The following is a 17,392-nucleotide window of genomic DNA, read 5'->3' on the forward strand; positions in this document are numbered from 1 at the left end:
ACCAAAATGCACCGACACGAAGGACCTTGAGTATCATTTGGTTTAGCATCCGCTGAAATTCTTAATAACGAGGACACGAATATGGCATCACTCGACCTTGAACATCTGCGCCCACTGCAGGATCAACTCGCCAATCATGCGATCTACGGGGCGATCGAGCGCGTTGAGGACCTGCGAATCTTCATGCACCATCATGTCTTCTCGGTCTGGGACTTTATGTCCCTAATCAAATACCTCCAATCCTCCATCGCCCCGGTCCGGGTACCCTGGATACCGACCGAGGATCCCGACCTGCGATATTTCATCAATCAACTGGTACTGGAGGAGGAGTCGGATGCCATCCCGCTTCCCGACGGCGAACTCCATTACGCCAGCCATTTCGAGTTCTACTGCCAGGCCATGCGTGAGATTGGCGCGGATGCGGAGATGCCGCGACGCTTTCTCGACGAGGTCGCCGCACAGGGCGTGGACAAGGCGCTCTATTCGGATCAGGTCCCTAGCCCGGCGCGCTACTTCAGCGAAACGACATTCGGCTTCATCCGCGCGGACAAGCCGCATATGGCGGCGGCTGCGCTCGCGCTCGGGCGCGAGAATCTGATCCCGGAGATGTTTCGACGTTTCCTGGAACGCATGGGGATCACCCCCGAACAGGCCCCAACCTTCCATGCCTATCTGAACCGACACATCCATCTGGACCAGGACTTCCACGGCCCTCTGTCGATGAAGCTGCTGGAACGACTCTGTGCCGACGACCCCGAGCGCATCGAAGAGGCGGAAACGGCGGCGGAAGAGGCGATCTGCGCCCGTATCCGCTTCTGGGACGGGGTACTGGAGTCGATCGCGTCGTCACATCGCCCCGAATAACCAACCGACTTGACATGTTTTTTCTCGCCCCAAGTTGTTTTGCACACGGAAATCGAACAACCGATGAGGCGAGAAGACATGAACGCAGAGCTAGCCGTACCCCTGGACAATGAAGGATTTCTGCTCGATCGCGACGACTGGAGCGAGGAGGTCGCGATCGAGCTCGCCAAGGCCGACGACTTCGAGATGACCGATCAGGTGATGACCTTCATCCGCGAAGCACGTTCCATGTACGAGGAGAATGGGGTGGTTCCGCCCATTCGCATCTTCGCCAAGAAGCAGAAGGTCTCCACCAAAGATCTCTACGACATCTTCAAGAAAGGCCCCATGAAGCTGATCTGCAAATGGGGCGGCCTACCGAAACCGACCGGCTGCGTTTAGGATCAGACCTCGCCGCGATTGTAGTCGGGCTGCGCGGTGATCTTGTGGATGCTGAGATCGGCGCCGTTGTACTCCTCCTCCTCGCTCAGACGCATCCCGATCAGCATCTTGATAAGGCCATAGACCAACCCGCCACCGACGAAGGCCAAAACGACGCCGATCAGACTACCGGCGAGCTGAGCAAGGAAGCTCACGCCACCGACACCGCCGAGCGCCTTCAACCCGAAAATGCCTGCGGCGATGCCCCCCCAAAGCCCACAGAGACCGTGCAGCGGCCAAACGCCCAGCACGTCATCGATACGCCATTTGTTCTGAGTCAAGGTGAAGGCGTAGACGAAGAGCCCGCCCGCGATCGCTCCGGTAATCAAGGCGCCGATCGGATGCATCAGATCCGAGCCCGCGCACACGGCCACCAGACCGGCAAGCGGTCCGTTATGCAGGAAGCCGGGGTCGTTCTTGCCGGCAACCATCGCCGCCAGAATTCCGCCCACCATAGCCATCAACGAATTGACCGCCACCAGGCCATTGACGGCCCCAACGGTCTGCGCCGACATCACGTTGAATCCGAACCAGCCCACGGTTAGGGTCCAGGCGCCGAGCGACAGAAAGGGAATGGAGGACGGCGGATGGGCCATGATGCTGCCATCCTTGCGGTAGCGCCCAATCCGTGGCCCAAGCAGGAGCACAGCGGCAAGCGCGATCCAACCACCGACGGCATGCACCACCACCGAGCCGGCGAAATCATGGAAAGGGGCGCCGAACAATCGCTCGATCATTGCCTGCATCCCCAGATTACCGTTCCAGGTCATGCCCTCGAACAGCGGATAGAGGAAACCGACGATCAGAAAGGACGCGAGCAATTGGGGATAGAAGCGCGCACGCTCCGCGATCCCGCCCGAGATGATCGCCGGAATGGCCGCCGCGAAGGTCAACAGGAAGAAGAACTTCACCAGCGCGTAGCCACTCTTATCCTGCAGTGCAGCCGCGCCCGAAAAGAAGTCGACCCCGTACGCCAAGCTATATCCGACGAAAAAATAGGCGATGGTCGAGATCGCGAAGTCGCTCATGATTTTCGAGAGCGCGTTGACCTGATTTTTAGCCCGAACCGTCCCGACCTCAAGGAACGCAAACCCAGCGTGCATAGCCAGCACCATCACGGCGCCGACCAGAATGAACAAGACGTCTGTACCTGCCTGCAGTGACTCCATCGACAACTCTCATGCGAACAATTTTGGTGCATGCCATAAGCAGGTATCAGGCCAATTATCATTGGGGATCGAGACATCCATGCTCCGAAACCTGACACGACACCTCATGTATGCACCAAACAGGTGAAAACCGTCCCTAGCGATTAATGAGTTGGGCGCTATTCGGTCTGCAGTGACGGGCCATGACTCGATGACTTCCGGCCCCTGACCGCACGACTCCAAAGCACCACTATTGCGACTCAGGCACCAACAAGAGGCACCATCATGGATCACGAAGCATCAAACGCGCACCATTATCAGTCACGACAGGCTGCAAATCGGGATGCCACTCGAACGACAACAGGCGGGTTTCGGTCTCCCACGGGATGACGAGGACCGCATCACAGATTCAGAATAAATACAGCAAGAACATGGAAATCTGCGAATAATCCGACACGGCCATCGCTGAACGGCCAGCGGACGTCGATCGATCGGCGGACTCCAAACCCACCTTAGATTCAAGGAGACGTTGCCCGAGGGCGATGATGCAAACACTATGGGCTTTTGGTTAATCGGAACGTTGGTCGGCATCCTCGCGGGCCTAGGTGGTTTTTTGGCGGCAACTCTCGGAGAGGGTGGTCTCTATCCCAGTCTTGCATCACATCTGATACTCGGCGTCGCGATCGCCGCGATCACCACATGGCTGCTCAAGAAAACCCTGGGCCAGGCGCTGCGCGGACTCGAAAGCACGCTGTCGCACATGCACGCGGACGGAGATCTGTCGCGCCGCGTACCCGAGATCAAAGGTCCTACAGCCCGCTCGGCCTTGCTCTTCAACGCCCTGATCGAGAGCTTTCAGGGCATCATGGGCAAGGTCATCTTCGACGCCGAACGGGTCGCGGCGACGGCGGACGCACTCGCCAAGCATGCCCGCGTCGTCGCCGACGGATCCAACGCCCAACGCGAAACGTCGGGCAATCTAGTCGAGCGGATCGAACGCATGACCACGAGCGTCAACGCGGCCGCCGAGCACGCCAGCCGAACCGCCGAGAACGCCCAGAATGCCCACGACCTCTCACAGGAGGGAACGCATACCGCTGCTGAGGCATCCAGCGAGATCGAGCGCATCGCGCGCTCCGTGGAGGGATCGGCGCAGGTGATCGCCGCGCTCGGCGAGCGCTCCCAAGCGATCGGCGGAATCGTGAGCGTCATCCGCGAGATCGCCGAGCAGACCAATCTGCTCGCGCTCAACGCCGCGATCGAGGCGGCCCGCGCCGGCGAGCAGGGGCGCGGATTCGCCGTGGTCGCGGATGAGGTGAGAAGCCTTGCCGAGCGCACCGCGACATCGACCAGCGAGATCGCCCCCATGATCGCCGCCATCCAACAGGAGACCCAAACCGCGATCGCCTCGATCCGTCAGGGCAGCGAGCAAGCAGACAGCGGCGCCACCCTGGCCCGTCAGGCTGCGGATTCGCTCGACCACATCAACCGGGGCGCGCAGGAAACCATGGAACGGGTCGACGAGATCGCCGCCGTGATCACCGAGCAGGGACGCGAGAGCGAGCAGGTGGTCGGCGCGGTCCACGAGATCATGTCCATGGTCGAACGCAATGCATCCGGCGCAGCCGAAACCCTGCAGGAGGCTCAAGAGCTGGAGAGCCTGGCCGCGAATCTCCATGAGATCAGCAAGGTCTTCAAGTTGGGCGATACGGGTGCGGAAGCCATCGCCATCCATAAACGGATGCCCGACATCGTCCAGCAAGCCGCCGCCGCGCTCGGCAAGACACTCGAACAGGCACTGGACCAAGGACATGTCGAAGAGCAGGCGCTCTTCGAGCCCAGCTACACACCGATTCCCGATACCGAGCCGAAAAAGTTCACCACCGGCTTCGATCACCTGACGGACAGGCTTTTCCCTCCGATCCAAGAACCCATCCTCGATCGGGAGCCGGCGCTCGTCTATGTCATCGGCTGCGACCGCAAGGGATATGTGCCGACCCACAACCGACGCTTCGCGCAGCCGTTGACCGGCAAGCCGGCCATCGATTTGATCCACAATCGCACCAAGCGCATCTTCGACGACCCGGTCGGGCGTCAGTGCGGCGCGCACGAGCTCTCATTCCTGATCCAGACCTATCGTCGCGACACCGGCGAGATCGTCCACGACATCTCGGCACCGGTCTATATCCGGGGTCGCCACTGGGGCGGATGCCGGATCGGTTATCGCGCCTGATCCTGAACCGGCTCGACGGGGCGCGGCAGCGTACGCAGCGCCGCGGCCACATCCCGGCTGAAGTCGGCCAAAGCACCGCTCAGCGCCGCGATCGATGCGCCCGGATCGCTCGAGCTATCCCAGGGGCGCCGATAGACATCCTCCCGGACCAGGAGCACCCGGTCGACATCTGGGGCCAGGACGAACCAGCGCACCTTCAGCACGGCATCGCCGCCCCGAGTCCCTTCGAACGCCAGAACCTCGGCAGCGACTCGGAAGTCGAGCGGATAGCGAATATCGCTCGGGAACACCAGGATGCGACTGGTTCCGAGCAACAGGGCCAGGTTTTCGCTCCAGACGCGCAGGAAATCGTCCTGCAGGGTTCCACCCCAGCGGTGGAATTCGTCGATCGTAAGACGATGACCGCCCTCGCGCTCCACGATCTGCGGGCGATCGAGAAACACCGGAAAGGACACGGGGCCGAGCCCCACGCTCAATTCAGGCCCAGAGACCTTGCCGTCGACGGCATCGGGCGACAGCGGGGTCAGCGTATAGAAGCTCGACGGCGGGGTGCTCGCACAGCCGAGCAGCAGCGCCGCGAGACAACCGATCGACATCCATTCAGCCCGAATCCAGCGTCTCATCCTCACCTCCCCTTACCTTTCAACAATGCATCCGGATGCCGCTCCAGATAGTCGGCCATGACCCGCACCGAGCGTGCGGCCGCCGAGACCTCCTGGAACATGCGCTGCATGTCCGAGTGGAAGGACGAGGTCGTCGAGAGCATCGACCCGGCCCGTTCCAACGCGCGCGTCCCCTCCTCCAAGGTCTTGGCGAGTTCAGGCGCGATCTTGAGATTGAGCTGCTCCGCCGTCCCGCGCACCTGTGCCAGCGTGCCCTGTAGCTCGTCGAGCGTCTGTTTGAGTTCCGGAGAATTGACCAGCGCGTTGGCACCGGACGCAGCAGAGGCGAGATCGCGCCCGATCTGATCCACCGGAATCGCATCCAGCTTGCCGAGGATATCCGTGACCTTAGTGGTCAGCGCCTCCAGCGGCGTCGGGATGGTCGGGATCACATCGTAGCCGCCGTACTTGGCCACCGTCGCGGCAGGGGCGTCCGGATAGACATCGAGGTCCACATAGAGATCGCCGGTCAGCAGGCTATCGAACTTGAGCTGGCCCCGCAGACCGCCCGACACCAGGCGGTCGACCAGATTGACGCCCTCCAGTGCGGTCGAATCGCCTCGGATCGCAATGCGATCCGGCTCCACCTCGACCAGCACCGGAATCTGAAAGGCCAGATTCTCGACGCTGTACTGCAGTTGGATATCCAACACCTTGCCGATGTCGATCCCCTTGAGCAAAACGGGTGCGCCGATGACAAGTCCACGCACCGAACCCTCGAAGAACAGCAGATACCGCTCTTTGCGCGAATAGGTCTTGGCATGGGCCGCCTCACGGCTTGCATAGAGCGGAAAATTCTCCGGCACGGGACTGCCTGAGGTCACCGAACCGATAGTCTCTGGCGTATCGAATCCGACGCCACCGATCACAACCGAAAGAAGCGACTGGGTATCGACACTAAATCCGGCGCCCGACATGGAGAAATCGATCCCACTGGCGTTCCAGAACCGGGTATTCCCGGACACCAGCGCATCGTGGGGCGAGGACACGAAGACCTCGATGCTCACCGCGCGTCCGTCCGCATCGAGCGAATAACCGACGACCTGACCGACCTGAATCTGGCGGTAATAGACGGGCGAGCCGATGTTGAGCGACCCGAGGGTAGGCGAGCGCAGCACGAACTGGGTACCGGGCTCGGCCGTGCTGAACAGCGGCGGTTCCTCCAAGCCCTTGAAGCGCCGTCGATCACGCCCCTTCTCGCCAGGGTCCATGGCGATGAATACGCCAGACAAGAGGGTATCCAGACCCGAGATCCCGCTCGCGCTGACTCTTGGACGCTCGACCCAGAAACGGGTGTTCTCGCTCAGATGCTCGGCAAAGCCATGTTTGAGTTCGGCGGTCACGATCACCGTCTTGAGATCCGCGCCCACGTCGATCGCCGTGACCTGACCGACATCCACATCCTTGAACTTGACCTTGGTCTGTCCGGCCGACAGCCCGGACGCGGTCTTGAACTCGATGGTGACCGTCGGCCCCCGCTCGCTCAGCGTCTTGACCGCCAGCCAGGCACCAACCGCCACGGCGATCAAGGGGATCAGCCAGACCAGGGACAGGCGACTGGGCGGCCTGACGACCGCCTGCGGCATGGCGTCGGCGCCCGTCCCGTCTTCATTCGTCGCGCTTCGACCGCCCGGGGTCTCAGACATGCTTTCGCTCCAAACCGTCCCAGATCAACCTGGGATCGAATGACATCGCCGCGAGCATCGTCAGCATGACCACGGCACAGAAATAAACGGCCCCCGCTTCGGCTTGGACCGAGGCCAGATTACCGAGACGCACCAACGCGACCAGGATGGTGACCACATAGATATCGACCATCGACCAGCGTCCGATCGCCTCGGTGATCCGGTAGAGCCGGGTCCGCTCCCGTGGACTCCAGCGCCAGCCCAATTGCACCGAGAGCAGTAGCGACAGGAGGATCAGGAGCTTCAGCATCGGAACGAAGATGCTGGCGATGAAAACGATGACGGCCAGAGGCCACATCCCGTGCTCGAAGAGAAAGATGACCCCGCTCAAGATGGTATCCGACTGGCTCTGACCGAGCGAGGTCACCGTCATGATGGGCAGCAGATTGGCCGGGATATAGAAGGCGATCGCCGCCATGACCAATGCCCAGGTGTGCTGCAGACTGCGCGGCTTGCGGGCGTGCAGCACATCGGTGCAGCGCGGACAGCGCAGATGACGCCCGTCCCATAGCGCCGATTCGCGAGACATCACCAGTTCGCAGACGTCGCATGCCAGATGACCGTCGCCCGCACACGGCGGTTTCGAGGGCCCACGCGCCAACGGCACGCGCGACCAGACCTGATCCGGATCCAGCGCCGACTGGGCGCCCGCCAGAACCAGGATGAGCGCCCCGAAGGCGAACAGCGCGGCCCCGGGCACCATGGTCGCCATCTCCGACAGCTTCACCACCGAGACCAGAATCCCGACCATGAAGACATCCATCATCCCCCAAGGCGTGAGCGTGCGCACCCAGCGAAACAGTCTCGGAAGCCAGGGCGGCACGCGCTCCAGCATCAGCGGCACCAGTACCACGAGCAAAAGGACCAGCTGCAATCCGGGCGCAAGGACACTGGTGAAAAAGACGACGGCGGCGATGAAGACATTTCCGCCCCGCCAGAGATCCATGACACCGGTCATCAGGGTCGTCTGCGTCTCCTGCCCTCGCATCTCAAACGCGAGGAAGGGAAAGGCGTTGGCGATGACGAAAAGCACGATACCGGCGATCGTCAGGGCCAGGGTCCGATTGATGCTGTCGGGACGATCGCGATGCAGCACATTGCCGCAACGCACGCACACCGCCGTCCCGCCCGGAGGAAGCGCCGGATTGCGCTGCAACAGACCGCATTCGAGACATTCGGTCAAGGCATCTCGGTTCATGGATCAAACATCCGGGACGACGCGCACACAGAGGCGTGAAAAGACAGACGCATGACAGCCGAGCGCGGGACGCCTCCCGAGGAGGGCCGGAGTCCACCCCAGGATCGATGTCCTCACCTATTTTGCTGCGACTGCACAAAAGGGCGCAAAGAGCGCATAATCGCACATCTTCCTAGCGTATCCATCACCCGCTGACGATCCTCGGTCCGGGCCTGACGATGCAGACAAAACCGCCTCATCGCACGGCCGTCACTGAAGCAATGCCGACCAATGCCGGCATCAACCACCAATCCAAACCGATGCGCAGGCATCGATCAATCCGCAAAAAACAGTCCCCTGAAGGAGTTCCCGTTGTCTCACGCAGCTCAGCTCACGCCCACCGCCCTCGACGAATTTTGGAACCTCGCGACCGCCCCCTGGCGCCTTGCACTCGAAAGCCGCGCAAGCTGGGAGTTCGGTGCACTGCTCGCAACCCAGCCACTGCTGACGATGGCGCCACACGGTGACGGACATCCGGTTCTGGTCCTGCCAAGACTGCTTGGGTGCGACTTCTCGACCCAGCCACTGCGTTCCTTCCTGAGCCAGATGGGCTATGAGGCCCATCCCTGGGAACTGGGCGTCAATATGGGCCCGCGCGCGGGCGTCATGTCGGCCTGTCTGCGTCGACTGGACACCCTGGAAAAACGCTACGGACGCAAGGTGAGCCTGATCGGCTGGAGCCTCGGCGGGCTCTACGCCCGCGAGCTTGCCAAGCTGGCCCCGGATCAGGTGCGGCAGGTCATCACGCTGGGCTCGCCATTCGCCGGCCACCCGAGTCCAACCGAGATATGGAATGCCTACGAGGACCTGACAGGCGACCACATCGGCCTGCCCAAGAACAGCGGCCCCTTGGAGACGCCTCCCCCCGTGCCCACGACCTCTATCTATAGCCGAACCGACGGTATCGTTCCCTGGAACAGCAGCCAAACGCACCAGGGCCCGGCGGCGGAAAACATCGAGGTCGAATCAAGCCATCTCGGCCTCGCGGTCAATCCGACGGTGCTCTATGCCGTCGCCGACCGCCTAGCGCAATCCGAGGGTGACTGGAAGCCGTTCGAGCGTAGCGGACTGCGCGAGCTCTTCTACCCCGATCCAACGCGCTAAGAACCGATCCTAACCGATCTCGCACTCACCTCATCCGGACCGCGCGTCATCCCTTGCGGTACGGATGAGGTTTCCAAAAGGCCACCCACATCTTCGCCGAACGGCCCTCGAACGGCGCCCTCCCCGAAAACTTGCTCGGCGGATCCATCATCAGCCCCTCACCCAGGATCCTTTCGCGCCGATGAGACGAAGGCTATGATCCACTGGCCTCACCCCTACCACACCTGCGGCCAGCGCCGATAGCGAGCCATCCATGCAGATCCGACCCAGCCTCCTGATCGTGCTCGCGCTTCTGTCCGGTCTGACGCCCTTCGCGATCGATCTCTATTTACCAAGCCTGCCCGCCATCGCGATGGATCTCGAAACCTCCATCGAGGTGGCCCAGCTCAGCGTCACCATCTATCTGGGCGTCTTCGCCTGCGCGCATCTCTTCCTGGGACCGCTCTCGGACGTGCTGGGCCGACGCGCGACCATCGGCGGCGGACTCTTCCTCTTCCTCGCGGCCGACCTCGCCTGCATGCTCGCGCCCCAGATCGAGGTCCTGCTCATCGCGCGCGGATTCCAGGCGCTCGGCGGCGCGGCCGTCGCGGTGACCGTCCCCGCACTGGTCAGAGATCTCTACGAGAAGGACGATTACGCCCGCGTCATGTCACTGGTGATGCTGGTGATGGCGATGGCACCGCTGGTCGCGCCCAGCCTGGGCTCGCTGATCATCGGGTTTGCCTCCTGGCGGGTCGTATTCCTGGTCCTGTTCGCTATCGCCTTAATCGCGACGGCGCTCTATTTCACCCTGGTCAGAGAGACGCTCCATCGTCAGCACCGTCATGCCTTCGATACCGGACTGATCCTGCGCAACTATCTGCGAATCATGCGCAACCGGGCGGCGGTGGGATATCTGCTGACCGGGGTTTGCAGCTTCGCCGGCATGATGACCTTCGTGGTCACCTCGCCCTATGTCTACATCGAGCTGCATCGACTCCCGGCGACCTGGTTCGGGCTCGCCTTCGGCGCCAATGTCGCCGTGGGGATGCTGTTCTCGGCGCTCAATGCACGCTTCGCGAAACGACTCGGCGCGGATCGTCTGCTGCTCTGGGCCCTAATCGTACAGAGTCTCTCCGGGCTGATGGCCTTCGCGCTCCTCCTGGCGGGCGCTCCGTCACTCTGGACGATCGCCCTGATGGCCGTCCTCTTTCTGGGCATGACCGGCGTCGTGCTCGGAAACGCCATGGCGGGCTATATGGCCTTCTTTTCCAAGGCGGCGGGAACCGCCTCGGCCTTCGCCGGCGCAGCCAGATTCGGCGCCGGAGCGGCCATGGGAACGCTCGCCAGCGTCGCTCATGACGGGACGTCGGCCCCGCTGCTGATCGGCATGGGCGTTTGCGGAATCCTTGGATTGACCGCCTACACGACGCTCTGCCGCTCGCGACCCCAGGTCGGCGGACAGGCAACGGACGACATCGGTTAAATGGCCCGATAACATCCACCGCACCAATATCGCGCAACCGCTTTTCACAGATACCCCATTTGTTTTATGGTTACAGCTTCGTGACCATCGATCACGAAGAACGAAGCAACCGATCCAGGTCGGCCTGCGGCCATACCAAGCCAGCGGGCCATCATTCGAATCGAGCCTGACTGGAGCATCGACATGAACAAGAACATTGGCGAGAACGACCGCAAGTACCGCGCGATCGCGGGCATCCTATTCCTGTTGTGGGGCCTCTCCACCGGCAACGCCTGGGGCCTGATTGGGTTCGCCCTGTTGGCAACGGCCTATCTGCGCTGGTGCCCGGTTTACATCCCCATGGACGTCGATACCACGCGCTGAGTCCAAACGGCCTCCGGCGCTTCAGCCGCCGTCCAAGGCCGCGACACAAGGATGTGTCGACGCCCCCGTACACACTCCGCCAATCCGATCCCGGCAATTTGTTCGTTTCCAGGACTCGTCGAACAAGGCGAGAACCGCTAGTCTTGCCATTCACAAAACACTTCTTCCGTGGCATGCGAGATGGCGAAATTCTGGAAGCGAGGCAAGAGCGCGTCGGAATCACCCAAGGCCACCCAGGGCTCGAACGAGAAAAGCCAGAGGGCGACCCCGACTTCCCCGGTGATGGAACGAACCGCGCTGGACCAATTGGCCGCGGTTCTCAAGACCTGGGGTCAGTACGCCTTCGATCTGGACGAGATCAAGGCCAGCAGCATCAACGAGCAGATCGATGGCTGGGTGCGTCACATCCTGATGGCCACCCCGCGTCCAGGCCTGGAGCCCGCTCCAGAGGATGAGACCGGGGATGGGGATCCCGAACTCACCGCGCGACGCGACTGGCCGGGATTGAACGCCTTCGTCTCGCGACTCAGACGCAACGAGCAGTCATACGTCAACCGACAGATTGTCGGAACGCGACAGGTCATGGGTGACTTCGTCCAGACCCTGGGGCGCGTGCTGGCGGAGGATCAGGAGGAACAGACGCGGGTCCTCTCGGCGATCGGACACATGCGCACCGCCATTGAGGGTAACGCCCCGATCGAGACGTTGAGCGAGACGGCATTGCACGCCATCAATCTCATCACGGATATCGCCAAAGAGCGCTCCCGACGCAATCAGGGACTGCTCAACGAGCTCACCGGCAAGCTGCACGAGATGCGCGGAGAACTGGATGCGGCCCAGCGCGAGATGGAGCTCGATCCGCTAACCCGACTCTACAACCGCAAGGCGTTCGATATCCAACTCGAACGCGTCTTCGAACTCTGCAAGCTCTCCGGACAGCCGGCCTGCCTGATGATGGTGGACGCGGATCACTTCAAACGCATCAACGACACCTTCGGACACCCGGCAGGAGACCAGGTGCTGAAACGACTCGCGAACTGCTGCGTACAGAGCTTTCCGCGCAGGACGGATTTCGTCGCCCGTTACGGCGGCGAGGAGTTCGCCGTCGTGTTGCAGGACACCACGACCAGCACGGCGGTCCAGCTCGCCGAGCGTCTGCTGGACGTAGTGCGTGATTTGGAAATCGAGTACGAGCAGGAACGGCTACGTATCACCATCTCGATCGGCATCGCCGAACTCAATGCGAGCCCCACGGCCAGCGACTGGCTCCAGGCATCCGACAAGGCGCTCTACCAGGCCAAGAATTCAGGCCGCGATCGCCTCGTCACCCAAGGACTCACGGTCTGACCAAGGGTGGATGCACTCGACCCCAGTCTGGGTCAATGATCCTTGCCGTGGTCGCGATGGCTGGCGAACGACATGCGGTCCAGCAGCCCCAGCAGCAGCGCCGAGACCACGAACGTCAGGTGAATGATGACGTACCACATGAGCTGCTCGCTCGGCACATGGGGGATGTTGACGAACTCCTGCAGCAGATGGATCGACGAGATGGCCACGATCGAGGCCGCCAGCTTCAGCTTCAGGGTGCCGGCATCCAGTTTGCCGAGCCAGGCCAGCTTGTCGTCCCCTTCCTCGATATCGATCTGAGAGACGAAGTTCTCGTATCCGGAGAACATGACCATCACCACCAGACTCCCGACCAGCGACAGATCGATCAGACCCAAGACGAGGAGCACCATATTCGACTCGGTCATCTCCAGAATATGGGTGAGCAGGTGATAGATCTCCTGAAAGAATTTGACGCCAATCGCGACCAGCACCAGGGCCAGTCCGAGATAGATGGGCGCCAACAGCCAGCGGCTGCCGTAAAGCAGACGTTCGACGAAACGTTCCAGCACCTGAGTATGTCTCCGCGCAGATAGGGATAGGGAATGAAAGGCCGCGCGGCACGGGCATGCACGGCGGCACCAGAAGGAATCGACGCCGTCACTCAAGAGTTGGGCCGACTCAACGCATTGTAGTGACTCCGCCCACCGTCTCGCCAGCCCCTTCCCGCCGGACATTCCAGAACCAAAGCCCCCCAGCCCAAGCCTCTAGCTTGTCGTATGTCATGGACATGTCGAGTCCGTGACATCAGCATGCTGACTGCATTGTGTGCGTCAGGCGACGCCAAGATCGCCGATGCGCCAGGTCCATCAGACCATTACTTGCGGAGCACGCGCTATGCGACCCTTTTCCGGACACGTCCTGGCATTCCTGCTGGGGACGCTCGTACTGACGACGGCTCAAGCCACGGATCAATGGCCCACGCCACCCGCGTCCAAGCCGCCAGACCAGGTCTCCGGCCCGCTCACCGGCGGCACCGGCGATCACAGCAAGTACGAGGCCCTAAAGCAGCCCTTTTCCTCCGGCCCGGAGGTCACCAAGGCTTGCCTGAGCTGCCATACCGAAACCGGCAAGCATTTCATGAAGAACATCCACTGGACTTGGGAGTATCGCAATCCAGAGACCGGTCAACTGCTCGGCAAGAAGCATCTGGTCAACAACTTCTGCACCAACGCCCGCGGCAACGAGGGCATGTGCGCCCAATGCCATGCCGGGTACGGCTGGAAGGACGAGAGCTTCGACTTCAGCGACGAGACCAACATCGACTGTCTGGTCTGCCACGAAACGACAGGGACCTATTACAAGACACCGAACAGCGAAGGTAGCCCAGCCTGTTCGGTCATGTTCGAGGACATGGCGCCCATCGACTACAATCTGGTCGCCCAGAGCGTCGGCCTGCCTCAGCGCGCCAACTGCGGAACCTGCCACTTTCACGGTGGAGGCGGCGACAATGTCAAGCATGGCGACCTCTCCAGCGCGCTGACCAATCCACCGCGCGATCTGGACGTCCACATGGACGCAAAGGGGCTCAACTTCGCCTGCACCGCCTGCCATATCACCAAATCGCATATCTGGGCCGGCAGCCGCTACCACGTCATCGCCAAGGACGAGAAAGGCACGGGCAAACCGGGCGAGCGGCGCGACGTGGCGACCTGCGAGTCCTGTCACGGCAACGAGCCCCATCCGGTCGACTCGCTCGCCCCCTTCAAGCTCAACGACCATATCTCAAGCGTCGCCTGCCAGACCTGCCACATCCCCGAATACGCGCGCGGCGGCGTGGCGACCGAGACCGACTGGGACTGGCGCACCGCCGGCAAGACCCGCAACGGCGAGGGCTACCACGAGCACGGCTATACCCAGGGCAACGGCGAGGAGCGCTATACCTACAAGTCGATCAAGGGCACCTTCACCTACGGCGAGAATCTGGTTCCCCTCTACCGCTGGTTCGACGGTCAGATGAACTACACGACCATCGATACCAAGTTCGACGTCACCAAGCCGGTCGCCATCAATGACTTCACCGGCTCGCGCGAGGACCCCAGGTCGCGGATATGGCCGTTCAAACGCATGACCACCTGGATGCCGGCCGACATGGGCAACGGCACCCTGGTCTACAACCACCTCTGGGGCCAGGACGAGGACTCCTACTGGGGCAACTACGACATGGGCAAGTCGATCGCCCATGGCATGAAGGCGTTCAATCTCCCCTACTCAGGCGAGTACGGATTCGTCAAGACCTATTCCTACTGGCCTATCACGCACATGGTCGCACCCAAGGAACAGGCCCTCGACTGTGCCGACTGCCATTCCAAGAATGGACGGCTCCAAGGGGTCGAGGGCGTCTACATGCCGGGCCGTGACAACAACCGCTGGCTCGACCTGATCGGCATCATCGCGGTTGCCGGAACCTTCCTCGTCATCCTGGGCCACGCCCTGGTCCGCATTTTCTCGCCCAAGGGAGCCAAGCACTGATGACCATTCGTCGTGTAAGAATCTTCAGCCTATTCGAGCGTTTCTGGCACTGGACGCAGATGTTTTTGATCCTCGTGCTCATGTTCAGCGGCTTCGGGCTGCACGGATTCCATCATCTGCTCGACTTCAAGCAGGCGGTGACCCTGCATACATTAGCCGCATTTCTGCTACTGCTGCTCTGGGCCTTCAGCATCTTCTGGCTCTTCACCACCCGGAACTGGCGCCACTTCATCCCGACCGTCAAGGGCATGTGGCAGGTGCTGCGCTTCTATAGCTTCGGCATCTTTCAGGGCGAACATCACCCCTATCGCAAGGCGTACTGGCGCAAGCACAACCCGCTACAGGCGCTGGCCTATCTGATGCTCAAGATCGTGCTCTTCCCGCTGATCTGGATCTCTGGCTTGGCCTACCTCTTCTATTTCCTGTGGCGGGACATCCCGCATGCCACCCAGGTGCTGGACGGCGTGGCGCTGGTGCACACGGGGGCGGCCTTCACGATCGTCGTCTTCGTCATGATCCACGTCTACATGCTCACCACGGGGCACTCCTTCAAAGAGCACGTCATGCCCATGATCAGCGGATTCGACGACGTGGATTTGAGCCCCGAGGAAGAGGCCTATCTGCTCAAGGACGAACCGGGGGTCATTCGCTGAGGAAAGAATGGAGGCACGCGACTCGCCTCGCATGAAGGCGGACCGGGGATTCCCGGTCCGCCTTTTTTGATGCCGAACGCGCAACCGCAAGCCAAAATTCCGCGCGGAAAGCCGGTTCGGTTCATCAACGGCTCATGGCCGTCGAGCAGAGAGGTTCGCGGGGATCAGGATTTGCCCGGAAAGCGGATACTCGCCATCTTCTCAAGCGCCCGCATCAAAGGCTGATATTTCTCCGGCGGCTCGAAGGCGTCGAGGAAATTCTTGAGATACAGCCCCAGTTCGGTGTCGCCCGACATCCGCAACCGGCGCTGGAAAAAGAGCGTATCCGCATCCTCGCGACGGGCGGCCAAAAGCAGGAACTCGTGCAGTCCACCGGAGATACTGGAATCGGGTGGGGTATCGTCGCCATAGCCCCGAATGCGTCCCTCGGTCAGGCCGAGGCGGTAGCGCACGCCGATATCATCGATCTCGATCGCCATGCGGCGCCCTTCGAGGAAATCGAGTTCACCCTCCGCCAATGCCTCTTTCATGACCTGGTTGAGAATGCCGGCGAGCGCCCGACTGTGCAGTACGCCCGGCACCAGCCGTAGCGGAAAGGTCAATGGGTACAAAAAGCGTTGTGGATCAGGCATGGTCGTCATCTCGATGGAATCGTTCAAAAAATAGCAGCGGATTCTCGCGCCTCGCGACGCTCGACACAAGTCGCCATGCTGTGACAGATTTCCGCGATCACTTCCCTGACCACAGGACCCACTCGCATCATGGCCACCAGCCTGCTCGCCTTGCTCGACGACATCGCCTCCGTTCTCGACGACGTCTCGCTACTCACCAAGGTCGCGGCCCGCAAGACCGCCAGCGTACTCGGCGACGACCTGGCACTCAACGCGGAGCAGGTGCAAGGTGTGCGCGCCGAGCGCGAACTGCCCGTGGTCTGGGCCGTCTTCAAAGGTTCGCTGGTCAACAAGGCGATCCTGGTCCCGCTGGCCCTGATCATCAGCGCACTGGCACCCTGGGCCATCGTGCCACTGCTGATGGTCGGCGGTCTCTATCTCTGTTTCGAGGGATTCGAGAAGGTCGCCCATGCCATTCGCCATCAACCCTCGGACGCGCAGCGACGCGCCGAACTGGCGGCTGCGCTCGCAAACCCGAACACCGACCTGGCCGCACTGGAACGGACCAAGATCAAAGGCGCGATCCGCACCGATTTCATCCTCTCGGCCGAGATTATCGTCATCACACTCGGCACGGTCGACGCGGAAAACCTACTCACCCAGCTGCTGGTCCTGAGCGGCGTCGCCATCCTCATGACGGTGGGCGTCTATGGATTGGTCGCCGGCATCGTCAAGCTGGACGACGCCGGACTCTATCTGAGCCGGCGCGATCGGAACGGACCGCTCGGCACGGTCCTACGCAGGATCGGACGCGGACTGCTGCGCGCCGCGCCGCTCCTGATGAAGGGGCTCTCGATCGCGGGAACCATCGCCATGTTCCTGGTCGGCGGCGGCATCATCCTGCACGGCCTCCCCATGACACACCATCTGAGCGATCAGATCGGCGCGGCATTCGACGCCATCCCCGCGATCGGGCCGGCACTGTCGGTCAGCGCGCCCCTGCTCGTCAACGCACTCGCCGGCCTGCTGGTGGGCGCCGCCGCGCTCGCGGTCTACAGCCCGATCCAGCGAATGCTCGGTAAAGACTGA

The 17,392-nt window shown here is 61.8% G+C and carries 16 protein-coding genes; 10 read left to right on the forward strand and 6 right to left on the reverse strand.

The genetic code is table 11. The features are described 5' to 3' along the window. The first annotated feature begins 81 nt into the window (after window positions 1-81). A complete protein-coding gene (locus THIDRDRAFT_RS15640; RefSeq protein WP_007041852.1) occupies window positions 82-864 on the forward strand; it encodes a DUF3050 domain-containing protein in 783 nt (260 codons plus the stop codon). A gap of 78 nt (window positions 865-942) precedes the next feature. After that, complete coding sequence (locus tag THIDRDRAFT_RS15645) at window positions 943-1,245, forward strand: TusE/DsrC/DsvC family sulfur relay protein (RefSeq protein WP_007041853.1); 303 nt, start codon at window positions 943-945, stop codon at window positions 1,243-1,245. Between the two features lie 2 nt (window positions 1,246-1,247). On the opposite strand, the gene THIDRDRAFT_RS15650 is transcribed toward THIDRDRAFT_RS15645, so the two are convergent. Beyond that, entirely contained in the window at window positions 1,248-2,453 is a 1,206-nt protein-coding gene (locus THIDRDRAFT_RS15650) for an ammonium transporter (protein WP_007041854.1), read from the reverse strand. Between the two features lie 592 nt (window positions 2,454-3,045). Here THIDRDRAFT_RS15650 and THIDRDRAFT_RS15655 point away from each other — a divergent pair. Next, a complete protein-coding gene (locus tag THIDRDRAFT_RS15655) occupies window positions 3,046-4,665 on the forward strand; it encodes a methyl-accepting chemotaxis protein (RefSeq protein WP_245535864.1) in 1,620 nt (539 codons plus the stop codon). On the opposite strand, the gene THIDRDRAFT_RS15660 is transcribed toward THIDRDRAFT_RS15655, so the two are convergent. From THIDRDRAFT_RS15660 to THIDRDRAFT_RS15670, 3 genes are read right to left on the reverse strand one after another with little or no spacing between them, the layout of a single operon-like run. Then, complete coding sequence (locus THIDRDRAFT_RS15660; RefSeq protein WP_007041856.1) at window positions 4,653-5,288, reverse strand: PqiC family protein; 636 nt, start codon at window positions 5,286-5,288, stop codon at window positions 4,653-4,655. The two genes, THIDRDRAFT_RS15655 and THIDRDRAFT_RS15660, sit on opposite strands and share 13 nt — an antisense overlap. Before the next feature lie 2 nt (window positions 5,289-5,290). Further along, window positions 5,291-6,973 carry a PqiB family protein gene (locus THIDRDRAFT_RS15665; RefSeq protein WP_007041857.1) on the reverse strand — a complete coding sequence of 561 codons (1,683 nt, stop codon included), beginning with the start codon at window positions 6,971-6,973 and terminating at the stop codon, window positions 5,291-5,293. Further along, window positions 6,966-8,210: a paraquat-inducible protein A gene (locus tag THIDRDRAFT_RS15670; RefSeq protein WP_007041858.1), complete on the reverse strand. Its 1,245-nt coding sequence runs from the start codon at window positions 8,208-8,210 to the stop codon at window positions 6,966-6,968. The genes THIDRDRAFT_RS15665 and THIDRDRAFT_RS15670 overlap by 8 nt, the downstream gene beginning before the upstream one ends. A 351-nt stretch (window positions 8,211-8,561) precedes the next feature. Between THIDRDRAFT_RS15670 and THIDRDRAFT_RS15675 the strand changes: the two genes are divergently transcribed. From THIDRDRAFT_RS15675 to THIDRDRAFT_RS23955, 4 genes are all read left to right on the forward strand, one after another. Next, complete coding sequence (locus tag THIDRDRAFT_RS15675) at window positions 8,562-9,353, forward strand: alpha/beta fold hydrolase (RefSeq protein ID WP_007041859.1); 792 nt, start codon at window positions 8,562-8,564, stop codon at window positions 9,351-9,353. Between the two features lie 253 nt (window positions 9,354-9,606). Then, a complete protein-coding gene (locus THIDRDRAFT_RS15680; protein ID WP_007041860.1) occupies window positions 9,607-10,818 on the forward strand; it encodes a Bcr/CflA family multidrug efflux MFS transporter in 1,212 nt (403 codons plus the stop codon). Window positions 10,819-11,001: 183 nt separating this feature from the next. Beyond that, window positions 11,002-11,181, forward strand: coding sequence for a YgaP family membrane protein (locus THIDRDRAFT_RS15685; protein ID WP_007041861.1), 180 nt, complete (start codon window positions 11,002-11,004; stop codon window positions 11,179-11,181). A 282-nt stretch (window positions 11,182-11,463) separates the two neighbouring features. Then, window positions 11,464-12,528, forward strand: a complete 1,065-nt coding sequence (locus THIDRDRAFT_RS23955) for a GGDEF domain-containing protein (protein WP_245535865.1) — start codon at window positions 11,464-11,466, stop codon at window positions 12,526-12,528. Between the two features lie 32 nt (window positions 12,529-12,560). On the opposite strand, the gene THIDRDRAFT_RS15695 is transcribed toward THIDRDRAFT_RS23955, so the two are convergent. Further along, window positions 12,561-13,079, reverse strand: a complete 519-nt coding sequence (locus THIDRDRAFT_RS15695; RefSeq protein WP_007041863.1) for a TIGR00645 family protein — start codon at window positions 13,077-13,079, stop codon at window positions 12,561-12,563. A 325-nt stretch (window positions 13,080-13,404) separates the two neighbouring features. Here THIDRDRAFT_RS15695 and THIDRDRAFT_RS15700 point away from each other — a divergent pair, with 325 nt between their 5' ends. Continuing rightward, window positions 13,405-15,039, forward strand: a complete 1,635-nt coding sequence (locus tag THIDRDRAFT_RS15700) for a tetrathionate reductase family octaheme c-type cytochrome (protein ID WP_007041864.1) — start codon at window positions 13,405-13,407, stop codon at window positions 15,037-15,039. After that, a complete protein-coding gene (locus THIDRDRAFT_RS15705; RefSeq protein ID WP_007041865.1) occupies window positions 15,039-15,692 on the forward strand; it encodes a cytochrome b/b6 domain-containing protein in 654 nt (217 codons plus the stop codon). The genes THIDRDRAFT_RS15700 and THIDRDRAFT_RS15705 overlap by 1 nt, the downstream gene beginning before the upstream one ends. Before the next feature lie 164 nt (window positions 15,693-15,856). Here THIDRDRAFT_RS15705 and ubiT read toward each other — a convergent pair whose 3' ends face one another. Next, on the reverse strand, window positions 15,857-16,324 hold the full coding sequence (gene ubiT / locus THIDRDRAFT_RS15710) for a ubiquinone anaerobic biosynthesis accessory factor UbiT (protein ID WP_007041866.1): 468 nt from the start codon (window positions 16,322-16,324) through the stop codon (window positions 15,857-15,859). Window positions 16,325-16,453: 129 nt separating this feature from the next. Here ubiT and THIDRDRAFT_RS15715 point away from each other — a divergent pair, with 129 nt between their 5' ends. Further along, a complete protein-coding gene (locus THIDRDRAFT_RS15715) occupies window positions 16,454-17,392 on the forward strand; it encodes a DUF808 domain-containing protein (RefSeq protein WP_007041867.1) in 939 nt (312 codons plus the stop codon).

Origin of the sequence: Thiorhodococcus drewsii AZ1 (genome assembly GCF_000224065.1) — a bacterium.
In the GTDB taxonomy this organism is placed as follows: domain Bacteria; phylum Pseudomonadota; class Gammaproteobacteria; order Chromatiales; family Chromatiaceae; genus Imhoffiella; species Imhoffiella drewsii.